This is a genomic window from Streptomyces canus, from assembly GCF_001514145.1.
Taxonomy (GTDB): domain Bacteria; phylum Actinomycetota; class Actinomycetes; order Streptomycetales; family Streptomycetaceae; genus Streptomyces; species Streptomyces canus.
Genome location: NZ_KQ948662.1, coordinates 305,438 through 331,166 on the forward strand (window position 1 = coordinate 305,438; position 25,729 = coordinate 331,166).

Consider the following 25,729-nt stretch of genomic DNA (forward strand, 5'->3'; position numbering starts at 1 on the left):
GCGTTTGCTCAGTCGGTGGGAGTGGGACTGGGGGTGGCGCGTGCGGCCACCATCAGTTGGCCCAGCGCCAGGCCACCGTCGTTGGGCGGCACCAGGTGGTGCCGCAGGACCGTGAAGCCGTCCTCGCGCAGGGTGGCGGCACAGGCCGAGGAGAGCAGCGTGTTGGCGAACACACCTCCCGTCAGGGCGACGGTGTCCAGCCCGTGCCGCTCTCGCGCCCGCGCGCACATCCGGTGCACCAGGACGGTCACGCCCCGGTGGAAGCGCGCGGCGACCAGGGCCGGCTCGACGCCCATGCGCAGGTCGCCGACGATCGCCGCGAGTACGGGTGCCGCATCGGCCCGTACGACGCCGTCCCGGTTCTCCTCCGACGCGTGCAGGGCGAAGGCGTACGCGGTGGTGTCGTCGGCCGGTGCGTGCAGGGCCGCCCCCTCCAGTTCGACGGCGGCCTGTGCCTCGTATCCGGCTCGGTGGCACACCCCGGCGAGAGAGGACACGGCGTCGAAGAGCCGGCCCATGCTGGACGTGGGGACACAGTTCAGGCCGCGCTCCAACTGCCTTTGCAGGACATGGAGTTCGTCGGGCGGGCAGGCGTCCGTACAGGCGAGGTCGTCGGACCAGTCGATCCCGGCCGCCCTCAGATGGGCCAGCGCCATGCGGTACGGCCGGCGCACCGCGGCGTCACCACCGGGCAGGGGAACATACGCGAGATGTCCGAACCGGGTGAAGCGGTCGTAGTCCGCGAGCAGGAACTCCCCGCCCCACACGGCGCCGTCGTCGCCGTGGCCGGTGCCGTCGAAGGCGACGCCGATCACCGGCCGGGTGCCGTCCAGTCCGTGCTCGGCCATGGCGGCGGCGATGTGCGCGTGATGGTGCTGGACGCGTACGACGGGCCGCTGCGCCACGTTCCGGTCGGCCCATCCGGCGGAGCGGTAGCCAGGATGCCGGTCGGAGACCAAGGTCTCGGGGCGCACCCCGGTAATGGACTCCAACTGCGCCACCGCGCGCTCGAAGATCCGCTGTGTGCCTACGTCGTCCATGTCGCCGATGTGCGCCGACAGCCAGGCCTGACGGCCCGCCCCGAGACAGAAGGCGTTCTTCAGGTCTCCGCCGACGGCGAGGGCCGGCCGCACGGGCAGCGGGAGGGAGAGGGGCAACGGGGCGTAGCCGCGCGAGCGGCGGATCACCAGCGGCTCCCCGTCGCAGACGCGGACCACGGAGTCGTCGCACGGGACGTGGATCGGCCGGTCGTGCGTGAGCCAGGCGTCGGCCAGGTGCGCGAGGCGCTCCAGCGCCTCGTCGTCGTCGGTGACGATGGGCTCACCCGACAGGTTGCCGCTGGTCATGACGAGCAGCCTGGGGCCGTCCGGGTCGCCGGGCAGACCGAGCAGCAGATGGTGCACGGGCGTGTAGGGCAGCATCAGGCCGAGGTCGGGACTGCCGGGTGCCACGGCCTCGGCGGGCCGGGGATCCCCGCCGGCGTGCGGACGCCGCCTCAGCAGGACGACCGGCCTGGCCCGGCCTTCGAGGAGGTTCCGCTCCGCCGGGCTCAGCCGGACGAGGTGACGGACGTCGTCCGCGGTCCTGGCCATGACGGCGAACGGCTTGTCCCCGCGCGCCTTTCGCCGGCGCAGGAGGGCGACCGCCTCCTGGTTCGTGGCATCGCAGGCCAGGTGGTAGCCGCCCAGGCCCTTCACGGCGAGGATCGCGCCCCGCTTCAGCAGCACGCGGGCGTCGGTGAGCGGGTCCGCCCCCTCGACATCGCTGAGCCGTGCCTCCTGGGCGAGGACCAGCCGCAGACGGGGCCCGCAGGCCGGGCAGGCGACCGGCTGCGCGTGGAAGCGGCGGTCGGCCGGATCCTCGTACTCCCGGGCGCAGTCGGCGCACATCGCGAAGCCGGCCATGGTGGTGTTCGCCCGGTCGTACGGCACGCCGGTGACGATCGTGAAGCGCGGGCCGCAGTGAGTGCAGTTGACGAACGGGTGCCGGTAGCGCCGGTCCGCCGGAGCCGCCAGCTCGGCGAGGCAGTCGGCACACGTGGCGGAGTCGGGGGAGACCAGGGTGCGGGCCGGTCCGCCGGTGCGCGAGGTGAGGATGGTGAACGCGGTGCCGCCGAGGGGAGGCATCTCCCGGTGGTGGACGGACTCCACGCGGGCCAGCGGCGGTGCCTGGGCGGCGACGAGCTCGCAGAACCGGGCCACGGCCGAGGCGCTGCCCTCGACCTCCGCGACGACGCCCTCCGGGGTGTTGGTCACGTGTCCGGCCAGGGCGAGTTCGGTGGCGAGGCCGTAGAGGTAGGGCCTGAAGCCCACGCCCTGTACCACTCCCCGGACGATGACGCGGCGGCGTCGTGGGGCGTTCTCGGCGACGGCGGTGGGAGCCTGCGGACCGCTCACGAGTGGGTGTGGGCCATGGTGCCGGTGGCCTCCGGGTGCGTGTGCGGGTGACCGTGGTGATGAGGCTGCCGGGCCATGACCGGTGAGTGGACGGGTGTGCCGTCCACGGCGGCCAGCGCCCGGTCGAGCAGCGCGCCGACTCCCTGCCCCCGGCGTGCCGACGTCAGGATCACCTCGACTCCGGGGTTGACCTGCTCCACATTCGCGCGGAACGCCGCCTCGTCGAACTCGACGGCCTCCGCGATGTCGGTCTTGGTGACCACCACGAGGTGGGCGAGACCGAAGGCGGTGGGGTACTTGAGCGGCTTGTCCTCGCCCTCCGTCACAGAGGCGAGGGTGACCCTCAGCGTCTCCCCCAGGTCGTAGGAGGCCGGGCAGACCAGGTTGCCGACGTTCTCCACGAACAGCAGCCGGGTGTCGTCGGGCAGCCACCCGTCCAGGTGCCCGGCGAGCATCCCCGCCTCCAGATGGCACAGTCCGTCGGTGAGGACCTGCTTGACCGGGACCCCCGAACGCGCCAGCCGGGCCGCGTCGTTCTCGGTGGCCAGATCGGCGCTCAGCGCCGCGACGGGAACGGCCCGCTCCCGCGCCAGCAGCAGTTCGCGCTCCAGCAGCGCGGTCTTGCCGCTGCCCGGACTGGACAGCAGGTTGACGACCGCGATGCCCCGAGCCGCGAGGTGCGCGCGCAGTTCGTGGGCGCTCGCGTCGTTCTTCGCGAGTACGGCCTGCCGCAGGTCGACGACACGGCACATGGTTCAGCGCTCCTCGGGAATCGGTTCGCGGGTGGGCGTGTGCGCGGGGCCGAGGCCGTCCTCCCAGTGCACGTCGAGGATCTGCAGTTCCCGGCCCGCGAGCAGGTCGGTCCGCGTACCGCCGCACGCGGGGCAGGTCAGCCGGGGCGGCATGCCGACGGCCCATTCGTGTGCGCAGGGGGTGCAGCGGGCCCGCCCAGGCACCGCTTCGGTGATCAGTTCGGCGCCTTCCAGCAGGGTTCCGGCGCAGGCCAGTTCGAAGGAGAAGGCGAGCGCATCGGGTACGACTCCGGCCAGTTCGCCCACCTGGAGCCGTACCGATCGCACCGCCGTGACATCACCTGCCCGTGTGGCGGCCTCCTCCACCTGGTCGACGACGGCCAGCGCGACGGACATCTCGTGCATGGTTTCCGTCCCTCCGTCCGCGGCTGCCTCCGGTCGGCCTTCATTAGAGGCGCGCGCGGCCGGTCGCACGGCCCGGCACGCCGTTGCCGGCCGGCGGGTACGCCGTTCGACGCAACCGCGCGGCGCACCGGCGGCGGCTCCGATTCACATCCGTCTGATGCGCAGGTAGCGCCTCAGGTCGGGAAGTACCTCGACGACGACAGCGACCATGGCGGCGACGGCCGCTCCGCCGATGACGATCTTCTTCATCCCGTCTCTCCTCATGTCGGAGCCTCAGCGGTTGAGGCCTGCGCCACGGACGGCTCGCCGTCCCGCAGCAGCTTTTCGATCAGCCGGACGGCCTTCGGTACGGCGTCGGACACCGACGGGCTGAGACCGATGCCCTCCTCCACCGAGACCGGTTCGCATCCCACGACCAGGACGCGGCGTGGTGGCTCGCCGCCGGTCCCGGCGCACAGGGTGCCCAGCAGTGCCAGGACGGTGTCGGGGGTCATCCGGTGGCCGTCCAGCGCGGGGGCGGCGGGTGAAGGGCTCCCTCCGCCGACGTCGTGCTCGATCACGTACAGCGTGCCGGGGGCTTCGCCGCGTGCCGTGGCGTCCACGAGGACGAGGGTGTCGTAGCCGTCCAGCAGCTGATAGGCGAGGTGCACCCCGCGCACCCCGATGTCCACGACCTCGATGTGTCCGCGCAGGTCGCGCTCGGCGAGCCGGCGGACGGTCTCCACGCCGAAGCCGTCGTCCCCGAGGAACATGTTGCCGATGCCGGCGACGAGGGTCCTGGGGCCTGTCTGCGGTAAGGGGTTCATACGTCGTCCTCCAGCGGTGTGACCTCGTCGGGCTGGAAGTACAGGAACCGTCCCTGCTCGCGGCGGACGTCGGCGCCCGGGTCGCCCTCCACGGTGACCGCCAGGTGCACCCCGCCGTCCACGTCGTGCAGCACTGCCTCGACCTTCGCGGTGCGGCCCCGCAGGAAGATGTCCTGCGCGTCGGTGCGCCGCAGGCCGGGGTGCAGTTCGACGCGACTGCCCTGGCCCACCGACCGGCCGTCCACGACGACCCGGTCCCGCGCCGGGTCGAAGCCCTCCTCGCTCGCGGGGTCCCACCAGGGGGTGTCCGGCCGCATCACCCCGTATTCGTCGGGGAAGCCGCCGTCCGGGGCGGCGGGGCCGGGACCGGTCACCTCGCGCAGGCCGCGCACCGCCCCGTGCAGACGCTCCAGAACCTCGGGGGGCATCGAGTCCGCCAGTTCGATCACGGCGGCCGCCCGCTCGTCGGTGCCCCGGGCCTCGCGTTTCTCCTCGTCGGTGAGGGCCGCGGTGCGCAGCGCGAGGATCTCGTCGATCTCGAGGGCGTCGTAGAGCGCGCCGGGGCTCTCCGGCGCGATGGCCGGATGGTCCTCCAGGATGATCGGCGAGGACAGCACGAGGTCGGCGCGGCCGGGTTCACCGGCGAGCACGGGCCACGTGTGCAGGTTGCGACAGGCGGCGACCGCGCCCTTCGCCCACTCGGGGGGATCGGTCATCGACAGGAATGATCCGGCGCTGAGGGCCATGAGGAGGTGGGTGGCCACCAGGGAGCGCGGCAGCGCCGCCTCCCGGTCCGCGCCGCGGCCCTCGGGCGGTGTCCAGTCGCTGGTGTTCTCGACGACGGCGGTCAGCCGCAACACCCGGTAGGGGCCGTCGAGTTCGCGGGCGGACAGCCGTACCGTCCCGCTGATCTCCTCGCTGCGCCGGACCAGTCGGCCGACGGTTCGGCCGGCCGCGTCCAGGACCGGTGCGGTGTCCTCGCGGGCAGGGAGCCGGAAGGGATGTGTGACGCCGTCACCGAGGAGCGCCTCAATCGGCGCGACCACCGCGACGCGCTCCTCGCTTCCCTCGTCCCAGGGCACCAGCACCCGGTCGTCGAGGTGGAGTTCGGGCACCGTGTCGAAGCCGCCGTCCGGACGGGCCCGCTGCACCGTGCGCCGTCGGGCGTGCAGGAAGCGCACCTCGACCGCGAGGGTCGCCCCCGCCTTCGGTTCCATCAGGCATTCGGTGTGCTGGAAGTCGTGCTCCTCGCACTCGGTGCCCCAGCCGGGTGGCACGAGCACCCCGAACTGCCAGCGCAGCCGGTTCTTGGCCGCCGAGGCGCGGTACGGGTAGAGCACATAGCCCTCGAAGAGGACGGCGTCGGCCACCTGCCGGGCGAGGGCGAAGCGCTCCTCGGTCTCGGGGGCGAACGCGGTCACGGTCACGGATCGGTCCTTCCGGTGGTGGCGGTGAGGGCGCGCAGCGGGTCGTGCGCGGGCGGCTCGGCACCCTCCAGCAGCGCCTCGACGGTCGCCTCCCAGGAGGGCAGGGCGTGCCGGGATCGGTAGGCGAGGAGGGCGTCCATGGTGTCGCGGGGCAGCCGGATCCAGCCGCAGCCGGGGAAGTGCTGCTCGACCATCTCCCGCCAGGCGGTGACGGGCATCCGGAAGGCTGTCTCGCGGTCCCAGGGGACGGGCTCCACCTGGAAGCCGCCGTCTCCGGTGAACGCCGTACCGGAGAAGAGCATCAGCAGGGGCACCTCGCCGTCGGTGAGGGCGGTGAGGTAGCGGGTGGCGGCGATCTCCATGTCGTAGGTGCAGGGCACGACGAGGTCGGTCTCGATCTCTCCGGTGAAGCTCGGGACCATGACCGAGACCTGGGCGAACTGCACCGGCTGGAGCGTGCTGCCCCAGCGTGAGCGTTCGCCGAAGAGGTCCGCGAGACCGTCGGCCTCGGCGGGCGCGTAGCCGCGGCGAGCGGGTTCGATGCGGATCTGGCAGCGTAACGCGAGGGCGTGCACATGCGCGTTGTCGGCGGCGGTGACGCGGAGCCGGAAGACGAGGGTGGGTCCGGCGGCGTACCGGTCGGCGCGGACGCCGGTGCAGGCGAAGGAGAACTCGGTCATGGGTGACTCACCTCGTCCAGGGGCCGGACGCGTCGCGTGACGTCCGCGAAGAACGCGTCCAGCGCGGCGCGGGCCTCGGCTCCCCCGTCGAAGCCCTGCCACAACAGGCGCATACGGCCGACGAGTTCGTAGCAGATGTCGATCGGTACGAGGTGGCACTCGAAGCGGCCGTCGGTGCGGCGCAGCAGCAGCGCCTCCACGTCGGGTTCGAGTAGTTCGGCGAGGCGGCTGCCACCGAGAACGTCGGTCCATGTGGCCGGTTCGAGTTCGCTCTCGGTGGCTCCGGCCGGGCTCGGGTAGAGGGCGACCAGCCGGTCGAGCGCCGCGTTGCGGAAGAGGAAGGCGACGCCGACCGGAATCTGCAGCGCCTCCCACGCGCTCTCGTCGAGGCGGTGTCCGGGGTCGGTGAGGTAGCGGGCCGGGACCGTGCGGAAGCGGCCCGCGGCGGCGCCCGGCTGCTCCATCAGCAGCGCGCACGGGGCGCAGGCGCAGACGAGGGCGCGTTTCTCGGTGTCGACGAGATGACGGTGGCCCGCCTCCACCGCCACGGCGCACAGTTCACACCGTTCGGGCTGCGGAGGCCTCTCGGTGAGGAACCTCCGCAGGCCGGGCGTGCGCGTCGCCGGGGACGCCGTCATCGGGCCCCCGTCGGTGCCGCGCCGATCTGGAGGAGCGTCGGCCCCGCGGGGGCGGTCTGTACGTCGACCGCCCTGACCTCCGGTGCGAAGCAGGCGAGCGCCGCCTCCGCGGCCTCCCGGGCACCCGTGCCGGAGCCGCAACCGCAGCCGCCGGCCTCCCGGGCCCGCAGCGCAAGGGTGCCGCTCTCGTCGTCGAAGCCCACCACTTCCAGGGTGTGTTCCTGCACCCCGTCGAGGGCGCGGGCGATGCGGGTGTCGCGGTCCTCGGGGTGCAGGTCGTGCAGGACGAACAGGCTCGCGACCAGGTCGTCGCCCAGGAGGCGTGCCACTGCTTCGCCGGGGGCGCCGGACAGCAGGTGGAGGATGCGGGCGAGGCCGGCACCGTAGAAGTCCATGAGGGAGCGGACGAGTTCCTCCGCGGCCGCGGCGGCGGCCGGGTCACCGCTCTCGGCCAGCCTGTCGAGGACTTCCTCGACGCGGCGCCCGGTCTGCTCCGCGGAGCTGACCGCGCTCATCCGCCCAGTCCGCTCAGGCCAGTGGGCACGTGCATCGACTTCACCGTCTTGCCGCCCCCGACGTACATGTGGACGCCACAGGGCAGACAGGGGTCGAAGCTGCGGACGGCGCGCATGATGTCGATGCCCTTGAAGTTCTCCGGGGTGTTCTCCTCGAAGATGGGCGTGTTCTGCACGGCGTCCTCGTACGGGCCGGGCGTGCCGTAGGTGTCCCGGACGCTGGCGTTCCAGGGGGTCGGCGGGTACGGGTGGTAGTTGGCGATCTTGCCGTCCCGGATCACCATGTGGTGGGAGAGGACACCGCGGACCGCCTCGGTGAAGCCGACGCCGATGCTCTCCTCCGGAACCTCGAACTTCTCCCAGGTCTGGGTGCGTCCGGCGCGGACCTCCGCCAGTCCCTTCTCCGCGAAGTGCAGGGCGACGGCGGCGGAGTACGCCTGGAAGTACGTCCGGGCGCGGTTGCGCTCCAGCGCGTTGGACCACTTCGGGATCTTCCACTCGAAGGTGGTCTCCGGCTTGGTCATGGTGCGGGGCAGGTTGATGACCACGCTCTGGCCGGTGGCCTTGACGTACCCGATGTCGACGAGACCGGACAGGGCGGTCGACCACAGGCGGGCGATGGGGCCGCCACCGGTGTCCAGGGCGAGGTGGTCCTTGCCGTCGAACCAGCGCGGGGACATGACCCAGCTGTACTTGTCGTCGAAGTTCCGCTTCTGCGGGGTGGGGATGGTGTGCTGGTTCCACGGGTGGCGCGGGTCCACCGGGTTGCCGAGCGGGTCATGAGTGACGAACTGCTCCTGGCCCTGCCAGTCCTCGTAGTAGGAGCTGCCCAGCAGGATGCGGATGCCGAGGTTGATCTCGGTGAGGTCGTTGGTGACGAGCTTGCCGTCCACGATGATGCCGGGCGTGACGAACATGCGCCGGCCCCAGTCCGTCATGTTGGCGTAGGTGAAGTCGCAGTACTCGGGGTCGTTGAGCGCGCCCCAGCAGCCGAGCAGGACACGTCGGCGGCCCACTTCCTCGTACCCGGGCAGCGCCTCGTAGAAGAAGTCGAACAGGTCGTCGTGGAGGGGCACGACGCGCTTCATGAACTCCACGTAGCGCATCAGCCGGCTGAGGTAGTCCGTGAAGAGCTGCACGGAGGCGATGGTTCCGACGCCGCCCGGGTAGAGCGTGGAGGGGTGCACATGGCGGCCCTCCATCAGGCAGAACATCTCGCGCGTGTAGCGGCTGACCTGGAGGGCCTCGCGGTAGAACTCGCCCTCGAGGGGGTTGAGCGAACGCATGATGTCGGCGATCGTGCGGTAGCCGTGCTCCGCGGCGTGCGGGGCCTCGGTGCGCTCGGCGAGTTCGAGGACGCCGGGGTTGGTCTCCTTGACCATCTTCTCGCAGTAGTCGACCCCGACCAGGTTCTCCTGGAAGATGTTGTGGTCGAACATGTACTCCGCGGACTCGCCGAGGTTGATGATCCACTCGCCGAGGTGCGGGGGCTTCACGCCGTACGCCATGTTCTGCGCGTACACCGAGCAGGTGGCGTGGTTGTCGCCGCAGATGCCGCAGATGCGGCTGGTGATGAAGTGGGCGTCGCGGGGGTCCTTGCCGCGCATGAAGACGCTGTAGCCACGGAAGACCGACGAGGTGCTGTAGCACTCCGCGACCCGCTTCTGCTTGAAGTCGATCTTCGTGTGGATGCCCAGGCTGCCCACGATCCGGGTGATCGGGTCCCAGGCCATCTCCACCAGGCCGCTGCCGTCGCCGGCCGCCTTCGTCGTCGGTGCCATCTGTGTGCCGTGCCCTTCGTTGCGCGGGAGGTTCGTGTGGGGGGTGCATGCACGAGAACGGGGAGCGGATCAGCCGCGGCGATTGCTCACCACGGGGGTCGGTATCCGGTGGTGATCTTGTCTCCGGTGCTGCGCCACTGGGGCTCCTTGTCCACCGTCCTGGCCGTGATCGACCGCAGCTTGCGGACCACGGCGCCGTACGCTCCGCTGGCGCCGCTCGACACCTTGGCGCCGGGGGGCTCGTCCATGAACGGCATGAACTTGTCGGGGAAGCCGGGCATGGTGCAGGCGATGCAGATGCCACCGACGTTGGGGCAGCCGCCGATCCCGTTCATCCAGCCGCGCTTGGGCACGTTGCACTTGACGACCGGGCCCCAGCAGCCGAGCTTGACCAGGCACGTCGGCGAGTCGTACGACAGGGCGAACTGGCCCTGCTCGTAGTAGCCCGCGCGGTCGCAGCCCTCGTGCACGGTGGCCCCGAACAGCCAGGTCGGGCGCAGTTTGTCGTCCAGCGGGATCATCGGGGCGGCGCCGGCCGCCTGGTAGAGCAGGTAGGTGAGCGTCTCGGAGAAGTTGTCGGGCTGGATCGGACAGCCGGGGACGCACACGATGGGGATGCCCGCGTGGGACTTCCAGTCCCAGCCGAGGTAGTCCGGTACGCCCATCGCGCCGGTCGGGTTGCCCGCCATGGCGTGGATGCCGCCGTAGGTGGCACAGGTGCCGATGGCGACGACCGCCAGTGCCTTCGGGGCGAGCCGGTCGATCCACTCGCTGGTGGTGATCGGCTGGCCGGTCTCCGGGTTGTCGCCGAAGCCGCACCAATAGCCCTCGGGCTTGATCGCCTCGTTGGGGACGGAGCCCTCGACGACCAGGACGAACGGGTCGATCTCGCCCCGCTCCCCCTTGAAGAACCACTCGATGAACGTGTCCGAGCCGCCGACCGGACCGCACTCGAAGTCGATGAGCGGCCAGTGGACGGCGATCTTCGGAAGGCCCGGCAGCACACCGAGCACGATCTCCTCGATGCTGGGCTGCATGGCCGCCGTCAAAGCGACCGAGTCACCGTCGCAGCTCAGGCCCGCGTTGATCCAGAGAATGTGGATCGTGGGTGTCTCGTCGGCGGGCGCGCCACTCGCGTCCGCAGCGTCGACCGTGTCCGGCGTCGCCTCAGTCATGGGACCGCCTCCTGGGGAGGTTAGGGATGAAAGCCCAGATTTCGACCATCGCTCTTCTTCGTATCAGCCGTTCGATCGTGATGAGACGCCGAAGGGGGCCATTCCGGTGACATCCGCGGCCAAGGGGGTCGGACCGGTTTGCGCGACCTGGACGGGACCGAGGTGCGGCGGGGTGCACGTCGGCCGCTCCTTGTGGACGAAGGAACGACGCAGCGAGTGGTAAGGGGCGTCCGGGTCGTCGAAGGTCCGGCGCATCCGGGCCAGCTCCTGCTCACGGAAGCCGGCCAGCGGGGTCACGCTCTCCAGCCGGTCCAGCTCCGTCTTCTTCGCGGTGATCCGTGACGCCGTCGCCGACAGTGCCGCCAGTCGGGCAGCCAGGCCGCCGACCTCCCGCGCGAACGCGTCAGGACCGCAGTCGACCACCCGGTCGACGAGCCCGAGGCGCAGTGCGCCCGCCGAACTCACCGGCAGAGCCTCGGACATGAGCCGATCGGCCGTCGCGGCACCCACCTTGCGGGGCAGGGTGTGCGTCCAGTACTCCGAGCCGTACAAGCCCATCAGACGGTAGTGAGGGTTCAGTACGGCGCCCGAGCGGCACCACACCTCGTCGGCCGCAAGGGCGAGCATCACCCCGCCCGCCGCGGCGTTGCCCGCGACCGCCGCGACCACCAGTCGGTCCGTCGTCGTCAGGACCGCCTCGACCAGATCGTCGATGGCGTTGATGTTCGCCCAGGACTCGGCAGCGGGGTCGTCCGCGGCCTCGATGACGCCCAGGTGGATGCCGTTGGAGAAGAAGTCCCGTTCGCCGCCCAGTACCAGTGCGGACGTGGGCCGCTCGCACGCTTGCCGGTAGGCGTCCAGCAGGCGTCGGCACTGCTCCGTGCTCATGGCGCCGCCGGGGAAGGAGAACGAGAGGAACCCGACGTTCCCGTCCTCTCGGTACCGGATGTCCGTCCAGGTACGGTGCCGCACCTCGGGCAGCAGGGGCAGGGCGTGCTCGGGCAGGGGCGGCAGCCGGTCGCCCAGTGCCCGCACGGCAGGCAGTTTGTACGTGGGCGGCTGCCCGGGCACGCGCCGGGACCGAAGCTCGGGGATCCACACGGCGCCGTCCCTGGTGGCCCGGCACACTGCCCCGGCCCTGGTGGCCAGCAGCTCGCCCGGGCGGCCGCGCAACACGCTCTCGGGGTGACCGCCGTGCAGGTACCACTCACCACCGAGCAGGACGTCCAGCACACCGGGCTGCGAGTCCGCCGCTCTCAGCTTGCGCAGGACGTCCTGTGTGGAGTCCTCGGCCCAGTCGATCCGCCGGACGCTCTGGTCGAGGTAGGGGCGGGGGCGCAGACGGGCGTCGGCCGTGCCCGCCGCGTCCTGCTCGCGCGGTACGTAGGTGCCCCCGGCGAAGCGCTCCACCGCCAGCAGGACGGCCTCGAGCGCGGCGTCGGCGATCTCGCCCCGGTACAGCTCGCTCTTGGGAACCGGAGGGATCCGGCACGGTACACAGGCCCACACGTCACCGGCGTCCATCTCCCCGTCGGCCTGCAGGACGGTGACGCCCCACTGGTCGACGCCCTCGTGAATCGCCCAGTCCAGGGAGGAGGGTCCGCGGTCACCCACGGGCCCCGGATGGACGACGAGGCAGGTATGCGCCGTCCATACGTCCTCGGGGATCGCCGTCTTCAGCATCGGTGCCACGACGAGCTGCGGCGCATGCCGCCGCACGGTTTCGGGCCACGGGCTGCCGGGCAGGGCGAGCTCCACCGCCACGGTGTGGCCACGGTCGCGCAGCTCGGCGTGGACACGCTGGGTGAGGCTGTTGAACGCGCTGGCCAGTAGCAGGATGTGCACGGCTGCCTCCGGGACGGACGAACGGCAGGCAGCGATGGCCGCCGAACGCGATCCTCGGACAAGGCGACCTGCCGTCCCCCACGACAGGCGGTGAGATCATCCGAAAGCGGGCGCCGATCCGCCGTCCGGCCTCACACCGAAGTGGGTCTCGTGTGCCCAGATGTGAGTGCACGACCGGCACTGCAGGTGGAGCAGGCTGCCGACGTGGGACAGCAGGTAGCGCCAGTGCTCGGAACAGGTGCGCCCCTGCTCGCAGGTGGCGCAGCCGCGGCGGTCGTCGCAGTTCGGGCAGGCCACCCAGGCGCGACGCCCGATGTCCGCCTGCGGGTCAAGCGGCAGCATCGCTGCCGCCTCTCCGCGGCAGTACACCGGCCGAGACCAGATCGTCGTACACGCGCTGCTGCTCCGCGCTGAGGCCGGAATACAGCAGCGCGTACGCCGCTTCCTCGCCGCGCAGCGCCTCGACGGGGTCCCAGTCGGGGCCGAGAGCGTCCAGGACATGAGCGCGCCGGAGCAGTTCGTGTGAGCTCAGGTCGATGTGCAGGTCGACCGTCGGGAGCGGGTCGGGTCGGTCCGGTTCGCCTGGAAGGGCGCGGCCATGGGAGGACATGCGACCGAACGTAGGCAAGCGCTTCTCGTCCCGGCAAGAGCAGGTGGGAGAAGTCACAGCAGGCCAGCGCCCCCGGGGGACAGGAATTCGGCACGTCCGCGCGTCCACACGGAGGGTTTCCGTTCGATGCCGCGTGGCTCGGAGCGGCGCCGTGTGACCCGGTGCGTACTCTCGCGCTGCTGTCCGCCGAAGCGTCTGCGAGCAGAATCAGGAGAGAACCCATCGCCGAGCCGAAATCCGAGCGCGCCGGGACCGCTCCGGGAAACCAGCCCAAAGAGGCCGACCAGTTGCGGGAGATGCTGCGCCGGCCCGAGTATCGGCGGGCGCTGGTGTTCTGCGGCATCATCGGGATCCCGGTGTCGTTGATCGCGTTCTGGTTTCTCGTCCTGCTCCACGAGCTGGAGAACCTGATCTGGGTGGACTGGCCGCATGACCTCGGCTGGAGCGATCCGCCGTGGTGGTGGCCGCTTCCCCTGGCTCTGGTGTCGGGTGCGGGCGTCGCCCTCGTCGTCCTGCGTTTTCCCGGCAGGGGCGGCCACATTCCAGCAGCGGGCCTGCAGGCCGGAGGGGCGTCGAAGGCGGCTGTTCCCGGGGTGGTCCTGGCCGCGTTGGCCAGCCTGCCGCTGGGCGCCACGCTCGGTCCCGAGGCACCCCTGATCGCCCTGGGCGGCGGCCTGGCGCTGGCGTTCCGGGATCTCGTACGAGCCCCCGCGACCAAGGCGAGCACGACACTGCTCGGTGCGGCCGGCGCCGCGTCCGCCATCTCCGCGATCTTCGGCAGCCCGCTGGTCGCTGCCGTGCTGCTGATGGAAGTGGCCGGAGTCGGCGGGCCGCAGTTGTTCGCCGTGATGCTTCCCGCCCTGCTCTCCAGCGGAGTCGGCGCCATCGTGTTCACCGGCTTCGGCCACTGGACCGGACTCAATGCCGAAAGCCTGAACATCGGGCTGCCCTCCCCGCCCCTCCTCGATGTCGGCGACGTGGGGTGGTCGCTGCTGATGGCGCTCGCCATCGGCGTGGCCGTCCACGGGATGCTGGTGGGCGGACGGATCGCGGCGCGCCTCGTGGCCGCGCAGCCGCTCAGGAACACGGTGCTCTGCGCACTCGGTGCGGCCGGCTGCGCGGCGCTCTACGCCGGCATCACCGGCCGTTCGCCGTCCGAGGTGTCCCTGTCCGGTCAGACCACCCTGTCGCAACTCGCCGCCGATCCCCACGCATGGTCCGTCGGCGCTCTGGTGGCGGTCCTGGTGTTCAAGGGCATCGCGTACACGCTCTGCCTGGGCAGCCTGCGCGGCGGTCCGACCTTCCCTGCACTGTTCCTGGGTGGTGTGGTCGGAGTCCTGCTCTCACCTCTGCCCGGGCTCGGAGTCGTACCGGGCATGGCGGCGGGCATGGCGGCCGCGTCCGCCGCCACGCTCCGACTGCCCGTCAGCTGTGTGGTGCTGGTCGTGCTCGTCGTCGGCAACTCGGAGACCGTCCCCGTGATCGTGCTCGCCGCTGTCGTGGCGTTCGTGACGACGGAGTTGCTGCCGCAGGGGCCGGGAATCCCGCCGTTCAGCGCGCAGCCCGGTCGAGCGCCTCGTCCAGCGTCGTCGCGGCCATGATGAGGGAGAGGTGGGTGAAGGCCTGGGGGAAGTTGCCGAGTTGCTCGCCGCTCGGGCCGATCTCCTCGGCGAACAGGCCGACGTGGTTCGCGTACGTCTGCATCTTCTCGAAGGTGTAGCGGGCCTGCGGGAGCCGGCCTGCGCGGGCCAGGGCGTCGACGTACAGGAACGTGCACAGGCTGAAGGTTCCTTCGGAGCCGCGCAGTCCGTCGGGGGAGGCCTGGGGGTCGTAGCGGTAGACGAGGCTGTCGGAGACGAGGACCCGCTCCATGGCGTCGAGGGTGTTGAGCCAGCCGGGGCTGCGGGGGGACACGAAGCCCACCCGGGGGGCCAGCAGCAGGGAGGCGTCCAGGACGTCGCCGCCGTAGTGCTGGACCATGGCCTGCTCCTTCTCGTTCCAGCCGCGTTCCATGACCTGTTCGAGGATCTCGTCGCGGGCCCGTGTCCAGCGCACGGTGTCGGCCGGCCTGCTGAACTCCGCTGCCATCTTCAGGCCGCGGTCGAAGGCCGCCCAGCACATCACCCGGCTGTAGGTGAAGTCCTTGCGTCCGCCCCGGGTCTCCCAGATGCCTTCGTCGGGGCGGTCCCAGGACTCGGCGAGCCAGTCGAGGGTGCGGGTCAGGCCCTTCCACCCGTGGTAGCCCGCCTGTTCGCCGACCTCGCGGCCCTCGGCCAGGGCGTAGAGGGCCTCGCCGTAGATGTCGAGCTGGAGTTGGTCGGAGGCGGCGTTGCCGGCCCGGACCGGGTAGGAGCCGCGGTAGCCCTCGAAGTGGTCCAGGATCTCCTCGGTCAGATGCGGGTCGCCGTCGACCCGGTACATGATCTGGAGGGGTTCGTCGTCCGGCCCTTCCCGTGCGCCCAGGCGGTCGCCGAGCCAGTGGGTGAAGCGAGTCGCCTCCTCCACGAAGCCGAGGTCGAGCAGCGCCCGCACCGAGAGGGAGCCGTCCCGGACCCACGTGTAGCGGTAGTCCCAGTTGCGCTCACCGCCGACCTGTTCGGGCAGTCCCATGGTGGCGGCGGCGACCGGCGCGCCGCTGGGGGCGTAGGTGAGGAGCTTGAGGGTGATCGCCGAGCGGTGCACCATCTCCATCCAGCGGCCGTGGTAGTTCGAGGCGCGCACCCACTTGTGCCAGAAGTCGACGTTCTTCCAGAGCTCTTCGGTGATCTGTTCCGTGGTGGGTGGCGGTGGCGCCTCCCCGTCCTGGGCGCACACCGTGAACACCACGGCAGCCTGGTCTCCGTCGCTGAGGGTGATGCCGCCCCGGACGTCCTGGCCGTCCCGTTCGAGCGGGATGCTGCCCTGGAGGTAGGCGGTCGTGCCCGGGGCCCGGAACGTGGCCGTGCCGTCCGCCAGGTCGAGGTCGTGGGTGGCCCGCGCGTAGTCGAACCGCGGCCGGCATTCGAGGGCGAAGTGCACGGTGCCGCGCACCGCGCGGACGACGCGCACCAGTTGATGCCGGTCCGTCGGCGTCGGGCCCGGCAGGACCGGCATGTGATCGACGATCTCGCCGACTCCGTCGGGTGACATGAACCGGGTCACCACGACGGCGCTGTCCGGGTAGTAGAGCTGCTTCCAGGTGCCCTCGGGATGATCGGGCGCGAGGAGGAAATGGCCGCCACCGTCATGGTCCAGCAGGGCGGCGAAGACACTCGGCGAGTCGAAGCGCGGTGCCGCGAACCAGTCGATCACGCCCTTCGACGACACCAGGGCTGCGGTCTGCAGATCCCCGACGAGTCCGTGATCGGCGATGGGCGGGTAGCGTTCCATGGCGTTCTCCCTGCTGATCGCCTCGTCAGGCCGCTTGAGCCGTTACCCGTCCCGAACGGACGGCGTCGACGAGTGCCTGGTGGTCCTTCTCGTTCTGGTCGGCGTAGCGCTCGGCGAAGGTCACCAGCGCCCGGTCGAAGGCGTCGCCCTTGCCCAGATACGCGGCGATGGCGATCCGGTCGCCCGACCGCGCGTGTGCGCGGGCCAGCGTGGCGCCGCACAGCTCGCCGAAGGTCCGCATTCCGGCAGGCACCATCGCCTCGGGTTCGGCGATGCCCTTCCAGTCCCGCAACTGCCGTACGTAGAAGTCACGTCGGCGACCGTCGATCCCGTCGACCCGCTCCCAGCCGAGGAAGATGTCACTGGTGGCCTGCATGAGCCGCTGGCCGGAGACCACGCGCTCGCCCTGCGTTCCGTAGGCGCTGGCCCCGGCGAAGGGGGCCAGAACCGATTGATCGGCCTCCTTGGCCTGCATGAGCAGCGGATCCTGGTCGTCCCGGCCGAGCAGGAGCACGATCCAGCAGCGGGTGCCCACGCTGCCGACCCCGACCACCTTGCGGGCCATGTCGGCCACCCGGTACTGCTCCAGAAGGGACCGCCGGTCCGACTGCAGGGTGCGGCCGTACCGTTCGATCAGCCGGTGGATCTCCTTCTCCAGCGCGTCGCGTTCGACGCCCTCAAGCAGGTCCTGGAGTGGGGTGATCAGCGGGGGAACCGCGGCGATACGGACCTGCCCGTCGACGATGTGGGTGAGCTTGCCGAAGGCCTGGAGACTGTCCCGGCTGCGTGCCTTGGTCACCGCCTGCGACCAGCGGTCGCGGCCTCGTGCGCTCAGTTCCGCGCCGAAGTGCTCCCGCACCCACGCCTCGTCGAACTGGGCGTACCACACGGCGAGGTTGCCCATCTTGGCGAAGCGTCGCATCCACTCGCGGTAGGAGCGCACCGTCGCCCGGACGATGCCGGCCCGCTCCTTGGTGCTGAAGCCGTTCGCCCGGCCCGCGATGACGAAGCTCGCGGACAGGCGTTTGACGTCCCACTCCCAGGGGCCGGGAAGCGTCTCGTCGAAGTCGTTGATGTCGAACATCATGCGGCGCTCGGGCGAGGCCAGCAGCCGGAAGTTCAGCAGGTGCGCGTCCCCGCACAACTGCGCCCTGATCCCGGTCACGGGGGTGTCGGCGAGGTCTCCGGCCATGATGGCGGCGGCACCGCGGTAAAAGCGGAACGGCGACTCGGTCATCCGCCCGTAGCGGATCGGTACGAGCTCGGGTACCCGCGTCGCCGACTGTGCGTCGATGATGTCCACCGGGTCGGGCCGCTTCACCGTGGGCGCGAACTCCACGTGGCTGGAACGGGGCACGGACGACCGGGCGGCCTTGCCCCGTTCGGCTCGCTCCTGAGGCGTGCGGTGCCGGATTTGGCTGTTGTCCGGGTGGTTCGACGTCATTGCAGTCGCTCCGCGATGTGGTCGCCGACACGCAGGGCGTTGGCGATGGCGGTCAATGATGGGTTGACCGCTCCGATGCTCGGGAAGAAGCTCGTGTCGACGACATAGAGGTTGTCGAGGTCGTGGGACTTGCAGTTGACGTCGAGCGCGGAGCTTTCGGGGTCGTGGCCGAAGCGGACCGTGCCCGCCTGATGCGCGGTGGCGCCGATGGGCATGCCCTTGTGCAGGTAGATGCTGTGCGACAGCAGATGGTGTTCGTGCATCCCCAGGTGGCTGAGCATGCCTTGCAGCTTGTGCTGCAGGCGCTTCAGCCCGGCGATGTTGTTCTTCTCGTCGAGGGCCAGATGGATGGCGCCGTCCCTGTCCAGGGTGACGCGGTTCTCGGCGAGGGGCAGATCCTCCCCGCACAGCCAGAAGTCGACCGCGTGGTGGGCGAGCACCTCGAAGGGCATGTCGGGGGCGACGGCCCCGGCCCAGCGGGGCGCTTCGCCGTGGATCTGCTCGGAGTCGGACTTGCCCAGCATCTGGATGCCGCCGAGGGGGTAGTCCCAGTCGTCGGATCCCAGATACCAGTCGTGCAGCGCCAGGGTCTTCTGGAACTTGGTGTCGTTGGGTTCCTTGGACACGGCCATCAGGGCGAGGTTGTTGTGCCGCATGTAGTGCCGGCCCACCACATCCGAGCTGTTGCCCAGGCCCTGAGGATGCCGGTCGTTGGCCGAACGCAGCAGCAGGGCGGCCGAGTTGACCGCACCACAGGCGACGACCACGATGTCGGCACTGAACTCCACGGTGGTGGGATCCCCGTCGCCCACCGTTGCGACGACCGAGGTGACACTGCGACCGGTCCCGTCCGTGTCGAGGCGCCGCACGTCCGCATGGGTCACCATCTCGACGTTGGCGTGTTCGAGGGCGGGATCGACGCAGATGACCTGCGCGTCGGACTTGGCGCCGACCAGGCACGGGAAGCCGTCGACCCGGTCGCAGCGGATGCAGACGCTGGTGTGGGTGGCCCGGCCCCGGTCGTCCTGGGTGAGGTTCACCCCGATCGGGAGGTGGAAGGGATGCAGCCCCTGCTTCTCCAGATCGTGGCTGAGCTGCTGGATGCGCGGCTCGTGCTGGACCGGCGGGTAGGCGTACTGGGCGCTGGTGGGGCCCTCGGACGGGTCCTCGCCGTGCCGGCCATGGACGAGGTAGAGGTGCTCGGCCTGCGTGTAGTACGGCTCGAGCTCGTCGTAGCTCAGCGGCCAGGCCGGGGAGATGCCGTCGTGGTGCCGGAGTTCGCCGAAGTCCTCGGGGCGCATTCGGAAAAGTGCGGCGCCGTAGAACTTGGTGTTGCCGCCCACGTAGTAATTGACCTCGGGCGGAAACTGGTTTCCGTTTTTGTCGTACCAGAACTCCGGAGCGCGGTATTTGCCTTTGACGAAGACCGCGGTGGATTCCCAGTTGTCGCGTTCTCGGGGCAGATAGTCGCCGCGTTCGAGGAGGAGGATCCGTTTTCCGGTGGGGGCCAGGCGGTGGGCGAGGGTGCCGCCGCCCGCACCGGTACCGATGATGATGACGTCGTAGTGCAGTTCGTCGGTCATGCCGGCCACCGTCCTCGGAGCATGCTCCGGTCCCGCCGGGTGAAAGGGACACCTGATCCAGTACCAACGTATCCCTGGGTCACTTTTCCGGCGAGTTGGGCCAAGCGGGTGATCCAAGACGTCGGGCCAGGGCGGGTTCCCGGGCGATGACCGCACCAACGGTGATGCAGAGGGCCACCACGACACAGAGTCCGATCAGCCACGACAGCACGGTGAAGACCGCACCCAGCGACCCGTACCGGTCCAGGCTGCGGTTGAGCGCGGCGGGCACGTAGAACTTCGCGATCACCGACAGGGCGGTCAGGGCGACCCCGGTGAGGACCGCCCCGGGCAGCAGCGGCAGCCAGGGGAGGCGCCCGGCCAGCAGCAGGTGCTGGGTCCACCACCACACGGCCACCTCCAGGGTCAGCAGGAGCGGCACGCCCAGCCACAGTCCGGCGCCGAATCCCTCCCGCAACGGCCCCTGCAGAACGACGACGACAAGCCAGACCGCGAGCCACACGGGCCATCTCCAGGCGGCGACCCGGGCGCCCGCACTCGGCATGTGCCAGGCCCGTTGGCACAACCGCTGCATCGCGCGGCTGCAGGCGGTCGCGGAGAGCAGCACCATCAGGGCGCTGACCACTCCGGTGCTCTGCTGCAGATTGGCCGGGTTGGCCTGGTAGACCTTCTTCAGCTCGTGGTCGGCGGCGCCGTGGATGCCGAAGAGGTCGTGCACAGAGGTGATGATCTGGTCGCGCACGCCCTGCGGGGCGAGGGAGGCGACCAGGAAGAGCAGGGGTACGGCGGTCAGGAAGGCCTGGGCCGCCAGCCTTGTCGCGGAGTCCAGCAGGTTCACCGCGATCAGGTGGGCGGTGAGGCGGGTGATCACCGGGAACCGCTCCTCGGCGATGCTGCGCAGCCTCAGCAGCCGGGCCTTCAGATCCGCCGCCCGTACGCGTCGGCGGCGCTTCCCGCCGTCTGCGGGCGAGCCGGATTCTCTGTCTGCGCGCATGGTGCTCCCGCTGTCCGGTCCGGCCGTCACGCCCGGGGCGTGGCCGCCTCACCAGAGTGCCGCCCCGGGCGGCCGACGATGCCCTCGGCGCGTGCTCGACTGTGCCGTACGGGTGAGGAGAGCGGTCTTCCGGCTGACCGCCTGAGCCATGGGACGCCGGACGATCGCTCGTCTGCCGTCTGCCGTCTGCCGTCTGCCGTCTGCCGTCACAGGATCGCGAGGGGGTTGACCGGAGAGCCGGTGGCCGCCGGCAGCCTGAGGGGGGCGATCACGCAGAGGAACGTCCAGCGGCCCTCCCGCGCGCAGATCGGCGCGAGGTCCTCGAACCGCAGGTAGTCGAGCAGATGCAGTCCCATCGCGTGGACGGCGAGCACATGCACCGGGAACGCGACTCCCTCCACCGGGCTGGGGGCCGTGTCGTTGTTGCCGTCACTGCCGAGTACGGCCGCTTCTCGCTCGGCCAGGAACTCCATGGCGGTCGGGTGGAGTCCGGCACGGGCGTCGGCCACGTCCCAGGGGCCGAGCTCCTCGCGGCGCCGGCGGTGTCCGACCCGTACGAGGACGATGTCGCCCCGGCCGACCCGGACCTCCTGCCGCGCCTCGGCCGCGGCGAGGTCCTCGGCTGTCACGCCCGTTCCGGGTTCGAGCCAGGGGACGCCGTGCAGCCGGGGAACGTCGAGCAGGACACCGCGTCCGACGATGCCGTCGCGGGCCAGATCGACGGAGAGCGCGCTCGCTCCGGCCGGGGACAGGACGCCCGCCGCCGGTGCACCGCCGTGCAGGGTGCCGTCGTAGAGGACGTGGCACAGCGCATCCAGGTGACTGTTCACGTCACCGTGGATGTTCATGGCGAAGCGGTCCCGGGCGAAGTCCAGGCCCGTCGCCGCCGGTTCGGCGTCCGCCGGCGCCGTGAGCCGGTGCTCGGCCGGATCGGCGTCGTCAGGTCCGGGGCGGGTGTTCACCGGGGCCGCGAGCGACACCGTACGTCCCGACCGCACCTCGCGGACGGCCGCCAGCACCTGTTCCCCGGTGATCGTGTCCAGGGCACCCCTGGGAGTGCCACCGCCGGGGGCCGTGGCGCGCAGGCGGCGGTACAGCGACCGGAATTCGGCCTCGCTCAGCTCGTCGGGCGTTCGCATACCCCCACCCTCCGACAGGCGCCGGGCACCGGCACGCCGAGTTGCCGGGGCCGGGGGCCGCCGCGTTAATGGATGGGCGCCCCGTCCGGGGCCGCAGGCCGCCGCACCGAACCGATCCGCGGAGGTCCGGATGGACATGATCCATGTCCGAGCGGTGTGTCCGCCGGACCTCACCGAACGCACCATGGCCCTGCTGAGCGCCGAGACATGCGTGCTGAACCTGCATCTGCAGACGGGCCGGGTACGCCACCCCGAGGGCGACGCCATCGAGTGCGACGTGCTGACCGGAGCCGCGAACGAGGTGTTGCGCGGCCTGCGGGACCTCGGGCTGGAACACCGTGGCACCCTCGTCCTCGATCCGGTGGACACGGTGTTCTCGGACCTCGCGGCCAGGACCGGGAGCGAGGTACTCGGCGCCCGGCTGCGGGCACCGGTGTGGGAGCAGGTGGAGGCCCGGATCCGGGCCGAGGGCAGGTACCCACCGAGCTTCTATCTGTTCCTGGTCATCGCCGGGCTCATCGGCGCGGTGGGCATCATCACCAACTCCCAGATCCTCATCGTCGCGGCCATGGTGGTCGGGCCCGAGTACGGGGCCATGACCAGCATCGCGCTCGGAATCGACCACCGCGCCCGGCCGCGGATCGAGCAGGGCCTGATGGCGCTGCTCGTGGGCTTCCTGCTGGCCATTGTCGCGACCTTCCTCTTCGCCCTGCTGGTCCGGGGCTTCGGATTGCAGCCGAGGGCCTTCGAGCTGGGGCTCAGGCCCGTCTCGAGTCTGATCGACACCCCCAACTTCTTCTCCGCCGCGGTGGCGGTGCTGGCCGGGATCGTCGGCATCGTCTCCCTGGCCGAGGCCCGCACGAGCGCGCTGCTCGGTGTCTTCATCTCGGTGACCACGATTCCGGCGGCGGCGGACATCGGTGTCTCGTCGGCGTTCGCCAGCTGGGACGAGGCCCGGGGCTCACTGCTGCAACTGCTGCTCAACATCGTCGTACTGATCGTGGTCGGGACCGGCACACTCAAGTGTCAGCGGGCGATCTGGCGCCGGGTCAGCGCACGCCGAGGCGAGCGGGCGGACCGCCCGACGGCATAGGAGCGGTGCTGCGAGTTCCTGGACACCGGTGGCGATGAGTCAGCTGCCCGCGCTCCCGTCGCAGCGTGGGACAGCGGCCTGCGCCCGGCTGAGAAGCGCCGGAAGATCTGCGGTGGCGTCCAGGGTCGTGCCCGGCTCGTCCGGTTGCAGCGGCTCCAGGGTCGCGAACTGCGACTCGACCAGCCCGGCGGGCATGAAGTGACCGGTACGTCGGGACACCCTGTCCCATGCGGTGGCCCGGTCCAGTGCGAGATACAGACACCACAGCCCGGCACCGGCGGCCGACCGAAGTTCGTCGCGGTAGGCACGCTTGAGGGCCGAGCAGGCGATGACCAGCCCCTCGTGGGCCTCGGCGGACTGACGGATGCGCTCGGCGAGGGCCCGCAACCAGGGCTCGCGGTCGGCGTCGTCCAAGGGATGGCCGGCGCTCATCTTCGCGATGTTCGCTGCCGGATGGAAGTCGTCGCCCTCGAGAAACGGCACTCCGAGCTGCCCGGCGACCGCCTCGCCGACAGTGGTCTTCCCGGAACCCGAGACCCCCAGGACCACCACGGTCGGCGGCCCGTGGGCGGTGACATTCACAGCGCCGCGCCCTTGTCCTAGCCGGTGCGGGCCTCCCGGCTCCTTCCGAAGCACAGCGCCCAGATGACGAAGGCATCCACGGCGATCAGCACGACGGCCCAGACGGGGTAGTACGGCAGCCACATGAAGTTGGCGATCATCGACAGGCCCGCGAGCGCGATGCCGATCACACGCGCCCACATCGCTCCACTGAAGAGGGCGACACCGGCGGCCACGACGAGGACGCCGAGAGCGAGGTGGATCCAGCCCCAACTCGTCAGAGAGAAGTTGTAGGTGTAGTTGCGAGTGGTGACGAAGACGTCGTCCTCGGCGATGGCGGCGATGCCTTCGAATATCGCCATCGCTCCGCCGAAGATCATCATGACCCCGGCGAAAGCGGTCCAACCGGACGCCCACACTCCCCCGGTTCGGCGTTGGTGCATTCCCGCTGTAGTCATTTTCTGGATCCTCCAGCGTAGACCTCGCCACTGACCTGCAGCCGATCCGTGGCTCATATTTCAGCTTGCCACGAGAATCACCGACCGGCAGAACATGTATGGGCGCATACGGTGTTCCGATAGAGGAGACCGGCACACCGATAATTGCACCCGGCCGGAAGTCGGTTGCTTATTTCCCACAGCCCGCGCGCGATAGCAAAACCGCCATGCCGGAACAGCGGTGCGGTCAAGCTCGGCTGTCCGGCGGGTTCTCGCCGGCCCGTTCGCCCGGTGTCAGCAGAACGACCGTGTCCCCCGGCCGGGCCAGCGGCGTGCTGCCTGCCGTGACCGGATCGAGGCGGCCGTCGCGCCGCACGAGGAACAGCGGATCACTGCCGGGCCGTACGACGTCGCCGGCGGGCTGCCCGAGCACGGCTGCCCCTTCCTCGTATCTACGGGAGAACGCCGGCCAGGTCAGATCCGGACCGAACAGAACCTCGCCGCCGATGAACGGCGCCACCACTCCGTGGCTGTCAGCCGGTGCGTTGAGGCGGTGGACCGTACCCTCCAAGCTGCCTCGCAGAAGCACCGCCGCCAATGCGTTGAAGTCGTCCTCGGCGGTGAGGAAGTACACCGCCGTGATGCCCTCCAGCTCGGCGGCCCCACCCGTGGCCGCACCCAGCAGCTCACCGGGCGCGAGTTCGATCCCCGCCCGACGGATACGGTCGCGTTGCTCCTCCTCCCCCGCCCACATCAGGACCTCCAGCCCTGCCGATTTCAGGGCCACACCCAGGTCGACCACCCAGGGGGCGCCCCCGACGAGCAAGGGCCGCGAGCGGGACGGGCGCACGACGCCCAGGCGCCGGGCAACCGGCGAGGCGGTCAGGCCGTAGAGCGTCACGGTCGCGACGATGATCACGAAGGTGGCCGGAAGGATCTTCGACGCGCCGCCGATCCCCTTGGCGACCAGCCCGGTCGAGAACGTCGAGGCCGTGGCGGCCGCGACGATGCCCCGCGGCGCCATCCAGCCGATGAAGCCCCGCTCGCCGCGCGTCAGGTCGGTGCCGAGGGTGGACACGGCCGCGACCAGCGGCCTGACGACCAGCACCAGAAAGGCCGCGAGCCCGAGCGCGGGCAGCCACACATGGCGCAGCGAGTGCGGGGTGACGGTGGCCGAGATGGAGATGAAGAGCAGGCCGAGGATCAGGCTGACCAGCGTCTCGAAGAACGGCCGACGTGCGGGTGCGCCCATGCCGGGGAGGTTGGCGACGGCCAGACCCATGACCACGGCGGCGATGAGTCCCGTGTCGTCACGCAGCACATCGCACAGCGCCGCCACACCGATCACCGCGGCGAGCTGCGCTGTGGTGCCGAGGACCTCACCGAGCCGCAGTACCCGGAACAACAGCCACAGCAGAGCCGCCCCGACGGCTCCTCCGGCCGCTCCGATGCCCACGCTGGCCAGGAACTGTGCGGTCCCGCTGCCGAGGTGGTGGCCCGAACTCGCCACGACCGCGTGGAAGACCAGTGCTCCCAGAACGCCACCAACCGGGTCGATGAGGGAGCCCTCCCAGATCAGGATGTGCTGGAGACGGTCCTTCGGTCGCACGAAGCTGAGCAGCGGTCCCACGACCGTCGGCCCCGAGACCACGAGGATCGCGCCGATCATGATGGCCGCGCGTCGGGACATCCCCAGTAGCGGCGCGGCGAGGAGGGTCCCGAGCAACCAGGTGATCAGGACACCGATCCAGATCAGCCGGACGACGACGCGGCGGGTGTGGCCCTTCAGCCTCGCCAGGTCCAGCCCGAGGCCCGCGTCGTAGAGGATCACGGCGACGGCCAGCGACACCAGCGGTGAGAACGCCGCCCCCAGCAGCCGCTCGGGATCGACGTCGTCGATCAACGCGCCCGCGGCGAAGCCGACCGGCAGCAGCAGAATGAGGGCGGGGATGCGCAGGCGGCCGGCCAGGACCTGCGATCCGACGGCCAGGACGAGGATCAGGCCCACGCCGATGAGCACCTGGTCCGTTGTCACGAGTGGCCTTTCGATGCGTGGTGGAACGAGTCGGTGCTCAATCC

General features: G+C 70.6%; 24 protein-coding genes. 2 read left to right on the plus strand and 22 right to left on the minus strand.

Annotation, left to right across the window (positions count from 1 at the left end; translation table 11 throughout):
* Positions 1–8: 8 nt before the first annotated feature.
* The 14 genes from hypF to AQJ46_RS23905 all read right to left on the minus strand — a co-directional run bounded on the left by hypF (position 9) and on the right by AQJ46_RS23905 (position 13,030).
* Positions 9–2,396 carry a carbamoyltransferase HypF gene (gene hypF / locus AQJ46_RS23845; RefSeq protein ID WP_059207528.1) on the minus strand — a complete coding sequence of 796 codons (2,388 nt, stop codon included), beginning with the start codon at positions 2,394–2,396 and terminating at the stop codon, positions 9–11.
* A complete protein-coding gene (gene hypB / locus AQJ46_RS23850; protein ID WP_059207529.1) occupies positions 2,393–3,148 on the minus strand; it encodes a hydrogenase nickel incorporation protein HypB in 756 nt (251 codons plus the stop codon). The genes hypF and hypB overlap by 4 nt, the downstream gene beginning before the upstream one ends.
* 3 nt (positions 3,149–3,151) lie before the next feature.
* Positions 3,152–3,553, minus strand: coding sequence for a hydrogenase maturation nickel metallochaperone HypA/HybF (locus AQJ46_RS23855; protein ID WP_059207530.1), 402 nt, complete (start codon positions 3,551–3,553; stop codon positions 3,152–3,154).
* 144 nt (positions 3,554–3,697) lie between these two features.
* A complete protein-coding gene (locus tag AQJ46_RS59080) occupies positions 3,698–3,802 on the minus strand; it encodes a DUF6893 family small protein (RefSeq protein WP_371563411.1) in 105 nt (34 codons plus the stop codon).
* Positions 3,803–3,813: 11 nt separating this feature from the next.
* On the minus strand, positions 3,814–4,359 hold the full coding sequence (locus AQJ46_RS23860; protein WP_059207531.1) for a hydrogenase maturation protease: 546 nt from the start codon (positions 4,357–4,359) through the stop codon (positions 3,814–3,816).
* Positions 4,356–5,786 (minus strand): hypothetical protein, encoded by a 1,431-nt coding sequence (locus AQJ46_RS23865; protein WP_059207532.1) that lies wholly within the window; start codon positions 5,784–5,786, stop codon positions 4,356–4,358. The genes AQJ46_RS23860 and AQJ46_RS23865 overlap by 4 nt, the downstream gene beginning before the upstream one ends.
* Positions 5,783–6,466: a DUF6084 family protein gene (locus AQJ46_RS23870; protein WP_059207533.1), complete on the minus strand. Its 684-nt coding sequence runs from the start codon at positions 6,464–6,466 to the stop codon at positions 5,783–5,785. Before AQJ46_RS23870 ends, AQJ46_RS23865 begins: the two co-directional genes overlap by 4 nt.
* Complete coding sequence (locus AQJ46_RS23875; RefSeq protein ID WP_059207534.1) at positions 6,463–7,104, minus strand: DUF5947 family protein; 642 nt, start codon at positions 7,102–7,104, stop codon at positions 6,463–6,465. Before AQJ46_RS23875 ends, AQJ46_RS23870 begins: the two co-directional genes overlap by 4 nt.
* Positions 7,101–7,619: a hypothetical protein gene (locus AQJ46_RS23880; RefSeq protein WP_059207535.1), complete on the minus strand. Its 519-nt coding sequence runs from the start codon at positions 7,617–7,619 to the stop codon at positions 7,101–7,103. Before AQJ46_RS23880 ends, AQJ46_RS23875 begins: the two co-directional genes overlap by 4 nt.
* A complete protein-coding gene (locus tag AQJ46_RS23885) occupies positions 7,616–9,400 on the minus strand; it encodes a nickel-dependent hydrogenase large subunit (RefSeq protein WP_059207536.1) in 1,785 nt (594 codons plus the stop codon). Before AQJ46_RS23885 ends, AQJ46_RS23880 begins: the two co-directional genes overlap by 4 nt.
* A gap of 86 nt (positions 9,401–9,486) precedes the next feature.
* The gene (locus AQJ46_RS23890; protein ID WP_059207537.1) at positions 9,487–10,575 is read right to left on the minus strand and encodes an NADH-quinone oxidoreductase subunit B family protein; all 1,089 of its coding nucleotides are present in this window, start codon (positions 10,573–10,575) and stop codon (positions 9,487–9,489) included.
* Positions 10,576–10,638: 63 nt separating this feature from the next.
* A complete protein-coding gene (locus AQJ46_RS23895) occupies positions 10,639–12,420 on the minus strand; it encodes a hydrogenase maturation protein (protein WP_059207538.1) in 1,782 nt (593 codons plus the stop codon).
* A gap of 96 nt (positions 12,421–12,516) precedes the next feature.
* Entirely contained in the window at positions 12,517–12,762 is a 246-nt protein-coding gene (locus AQJ46_RS23900) for a hypothetical protein (RefSeq protein ID WP_059207539.1), read from the minus strand.
* The gene (locus tag AQJ46_RS23905) at positions 12,749–13,030 is read right to left on the minus strand and encodes a DUF6400 family protein (protein WP_059207540.1); all 282 of its coding nucleotides are present in this window, start codon (positions 13,028–13,030) and stop codon (positions 12,749–12,751) included. The genes AQJ46_RS23900 and AQJ46_RS23905 overlap by 14 nt, the downstream gene beginning before the upstream one ends.
* 296 nt (positions 13,031–13,326) lie before the next feature.
* Here AQJ46_RS23905 and AQJ46_RS23910 point away from each other — a divergent pair, with 296 nt between their 5' ends.
* Positions 13,327–14,631: a chloride channel protein gene (locus AQJ46_RS23910; RefSeq protein ID WP_079072411.1), complete on the plus strand. Its 1,305-nt coding sequence runs from the start codon at positions 13,327–13,329 to the stop codon at positions 14,629–14,631.
* Here the strand turns inward: AQJ46_RS23910 and AQJ46_RS23915 are convergent.
* The 5 genes from AQJ46_RS23915 to AQJ46_RS23935 form a co-directional block, all read right to left on the minus strand.
* Complete coding sequence (locus AQJ46_RS23915) at positions 14,582–16,399, minus strand: glycoside hydrolase family 15 protein (protein ID WP_059207541.1); 1,818 nt, start codon at positions 16,397–16,399, stop codon at positions 14,582–14,584. The genes AQJ46_RS23910 and AQJ46_RS23915 overlap by 50 nt on opposite strands.
* Positions 16,400–16,424: 25 nt before the next feature.
* A complete protein-coding gene (locus AQJ46_RS23920) occupies positions 16,425–17,843 on the minus strand; it encodes a DUF2252 domain-containing protein (protein ID WP_059207542.1) in 1,419 nt (472 codons plus the stop codon).
* Positions 17,840–19,426, minus strand: coding sequence for a GMC oxidoreductase (locus tag AQJ46_RS23925; RefSeq protein ID WP_059207543.1), 1,587 nt, complete (start codon positions 19,424–19,426; stop codon positions 17,840–17,842). The genes AQJ46_RS23920 and AQJ46_RS23925 overlap by 4 nt, the downstream gene beginning before the upstream one ends.
* 79 nt (positions 19,427–19,505) lie before the next feature.
* Positions 19,506–20,420, minus strand: a complete 915-nt coding sequence (locus tag AQJ46_RS23930) for a YhjD/YihY/BrkB family envelope integrity protein (protein WP_079072412.1) — start codon at positions 20,418–20,420, stop codon at positions 19,506–19,508.
* Positions 20,421–20,626: 206 nt separating this feature from the next.
* A complete protein-coding gene (locus AQJ46_RS23935) occupies positions 20,627–21,559 on the minus strand; it encodes a cyclase family protein (RefSeq protein WP_208616974.1) in 933 nt (310 codons plus the stop codon).
* A gap of 130 nt (positions 21,560–21,689) precedes the next feature.
* Here AQJ46_RS23935 and AQJ46_RS23940 point away from each other — a divergent pair, with 130 nt between their 5' ends.
* Positions 21,690–22,652 (plus strand): DUF389 domain-containing protein, encoded by a 963-nt coding sequence (locus AQJ46_RS23940; RefSeq protein WP_059207544.1) that lies wholly within the window; start codon positions 21,690–21,692, stop codon positions 22,650–22,652.
* Between the two features lie 39 nt (positions 22,653–22,691).
* Here AQJ46_RS23940 and AQJ46_RS23945 read toward each other — a convergent pair whose 3' ends face one another.
* The 3 genes from AQJ46_RS23945 to AQJ46_RS23955 all read right to left on the minus strand — a co-directional run bounded on the left by AQJ46_RS23945 (position 22,692) and on the right by AQJ46_RS23955 (position 25,685).
* On the minus strand, positions 22,692–23,234 hold the full coding sequence (locus AQJ46_RS23945) for a gluconokinase (RefSeq protein ID WP_059207545.1): 543 nt from the start codon (positions 23,232–23,234) through the stop codon (positions 22,692–22,694).
* A 17-nt stretch (positions 23,235–23,251) separates the two neighbouring features.
* Positions 23,252–23,671 (minus strand): DUF7144 family membrane protein, encoded by a 420-nt coding sequence (locus AQJ46_RS23950; protein WP_057610702.1) that lies wholly within the window; start codon positions 23,669–23,671, stop codon positions 23,252–23,254.
* Between the two features lie 226 nt (positions 23,672–23,897).
* Positions 23,898–25,685 carry a cation:proton antiporter gene (locus AQJ46_RS23955; protein WP_059207546.1) on the minus strand — a complete coding sequence of 596 codons (1,788 nt, stop codon included), beginning with the start codon at positions 25,683–25,685 and terminating at the stop codon, positions 23,898–23,900.
* Positions 25,686–25,729: the final 44 nt, after the last annotated feature.

Coding starts and splice junctions, on each gene's coding strand:
- AQJ46_RS59080 (WP_371563411.1), bottom strand. CDS start 3,802: ATGAAGAAGATCGTCATCGGCGGAGCGGCCGTCGCCGCCATGGTCGCT.
- AQJ46_RS23860 (WP_059207531.1), bottom strand. CDS start 4,359: ATGAACCCCTTACCGCAGACAGGCCCCAGGACCCTCGTCGCCGGCATC.
- AQJ46_RS23855 (WP_059207530.1), bottom strand. CDS start 3,553: ATGCACGAGATGTCCGTCGCGCTGGCCGTCGTCGACCAGGTGGAGGAG.
- AQJ46_RS23920 (WP_059207542.1), bottom strand. CDS start 17,843: ATGACGTCGAACCACCCGGACAACAGCCAAATCCGGCACCGCACGCCT.
- AQJ46_RS23930 (WP_079072412.1), bottom strand. CDS start 20,420: ATGCGCGCAGACAGAGAATCCGGCTCGCCCGCAGACGGCGGGAAGCGC.
- AQJ46_RS23900 (WP_059207539.1), bottom strand. CDS start 12,762: ATGCTGCCGCTTGACCCGCAGGCGGACATCGGGCGTCGCGCCTGGGTG.
- AQJ46_RS23915 (WP_059207541.1), bottom strand. CDS start 16,399: ATGGAACGCTACCCGCCCATCGCCGATCACGGACTCGTCGGGGATCTG.
- AQJ46_RS23905 (WP_059207540.1), bottom strand. CDS start 13,030: ATGTCCTCCCATGGCCGCGCCCTTCCAGGCGAACCGGACCGACCCGAC.
- hypB (WP_059207529.1), bottom strand. CDS start 3,148: ATGTGCCGTGTCGTCGACCTGCGGCAGGCCGTACTCGCGAAGAACGAC.
- AQJ46_RS23890 (WP_059207537.1), bottom strand. CDS start 10,575: ATGACTGAGGCGACGCCGGACACGGTCGACGCTGCGGACGCGAGTGGC.
- AQJ46_RS23950 (WP_057610702.1), bottom strand. CDS start 23,671: ATGACTACAGCGGGAATGCACCAACGCCGAACCGGGGGAGTGTGGGCG.
- AQJ46_RS23940 (WP_059207544.1), top strand. CDS start 21,690: ATGGACATGATCCATGTCCGAGCGGTGTGTCCGCCGGACCTCACCGAA.
- AQJ46_RS23885 (WP_059207536.1), bottom strand. CDS start 9,400: ATGGCACCGACGACGAAGGCGGCCGGCGACGGCAGCGGCCTGGTGGAG.
- AQJ46_RS23925 (WP_059207543.1), bottom strand. CDS start 19,426: ATGACCGACGAACTGCACTACGACGTCATCATCATCGGTACCGGTGCG.
- AQJ46_RS23875 (WP_059207534.1), bottom strand. CDS start 7,104: ATGACGGCGTCCCCGGCGACGCGCACGCCCGGCCTGCGGAGGTTCCTC.
- AQJ46_RS23910 (WP_079072411.1), top strand. CDS start 13,327: ATGCTGCGCCGGCCCGAGTATCGGCGGGCGCTGGTGTTCTGCGGCATC.
- AQJ46_RS23870 (WP_059207533.1), bottom strand. CDS start 6,466: ATGACCGAGTTCTCCTTCGCCTGCACCGGCGTCCGCGCCGACCGGTAC.
- AQJ46_RS23880 (WP_059207535.1), bottom strand. CDS start 7,619: ATGAGCGCGGTCAGCTCCGCGGAGCAGACCGGGCGCCGCGTCGAGGAA.
- AQJ46_RS23935 (WP_208616974.1), bottom strand. CDS start 21,559: ATGCGAACGCCCGACGAGCTGAGCGAGGCCGAATTCCGGTCGCTGTAC.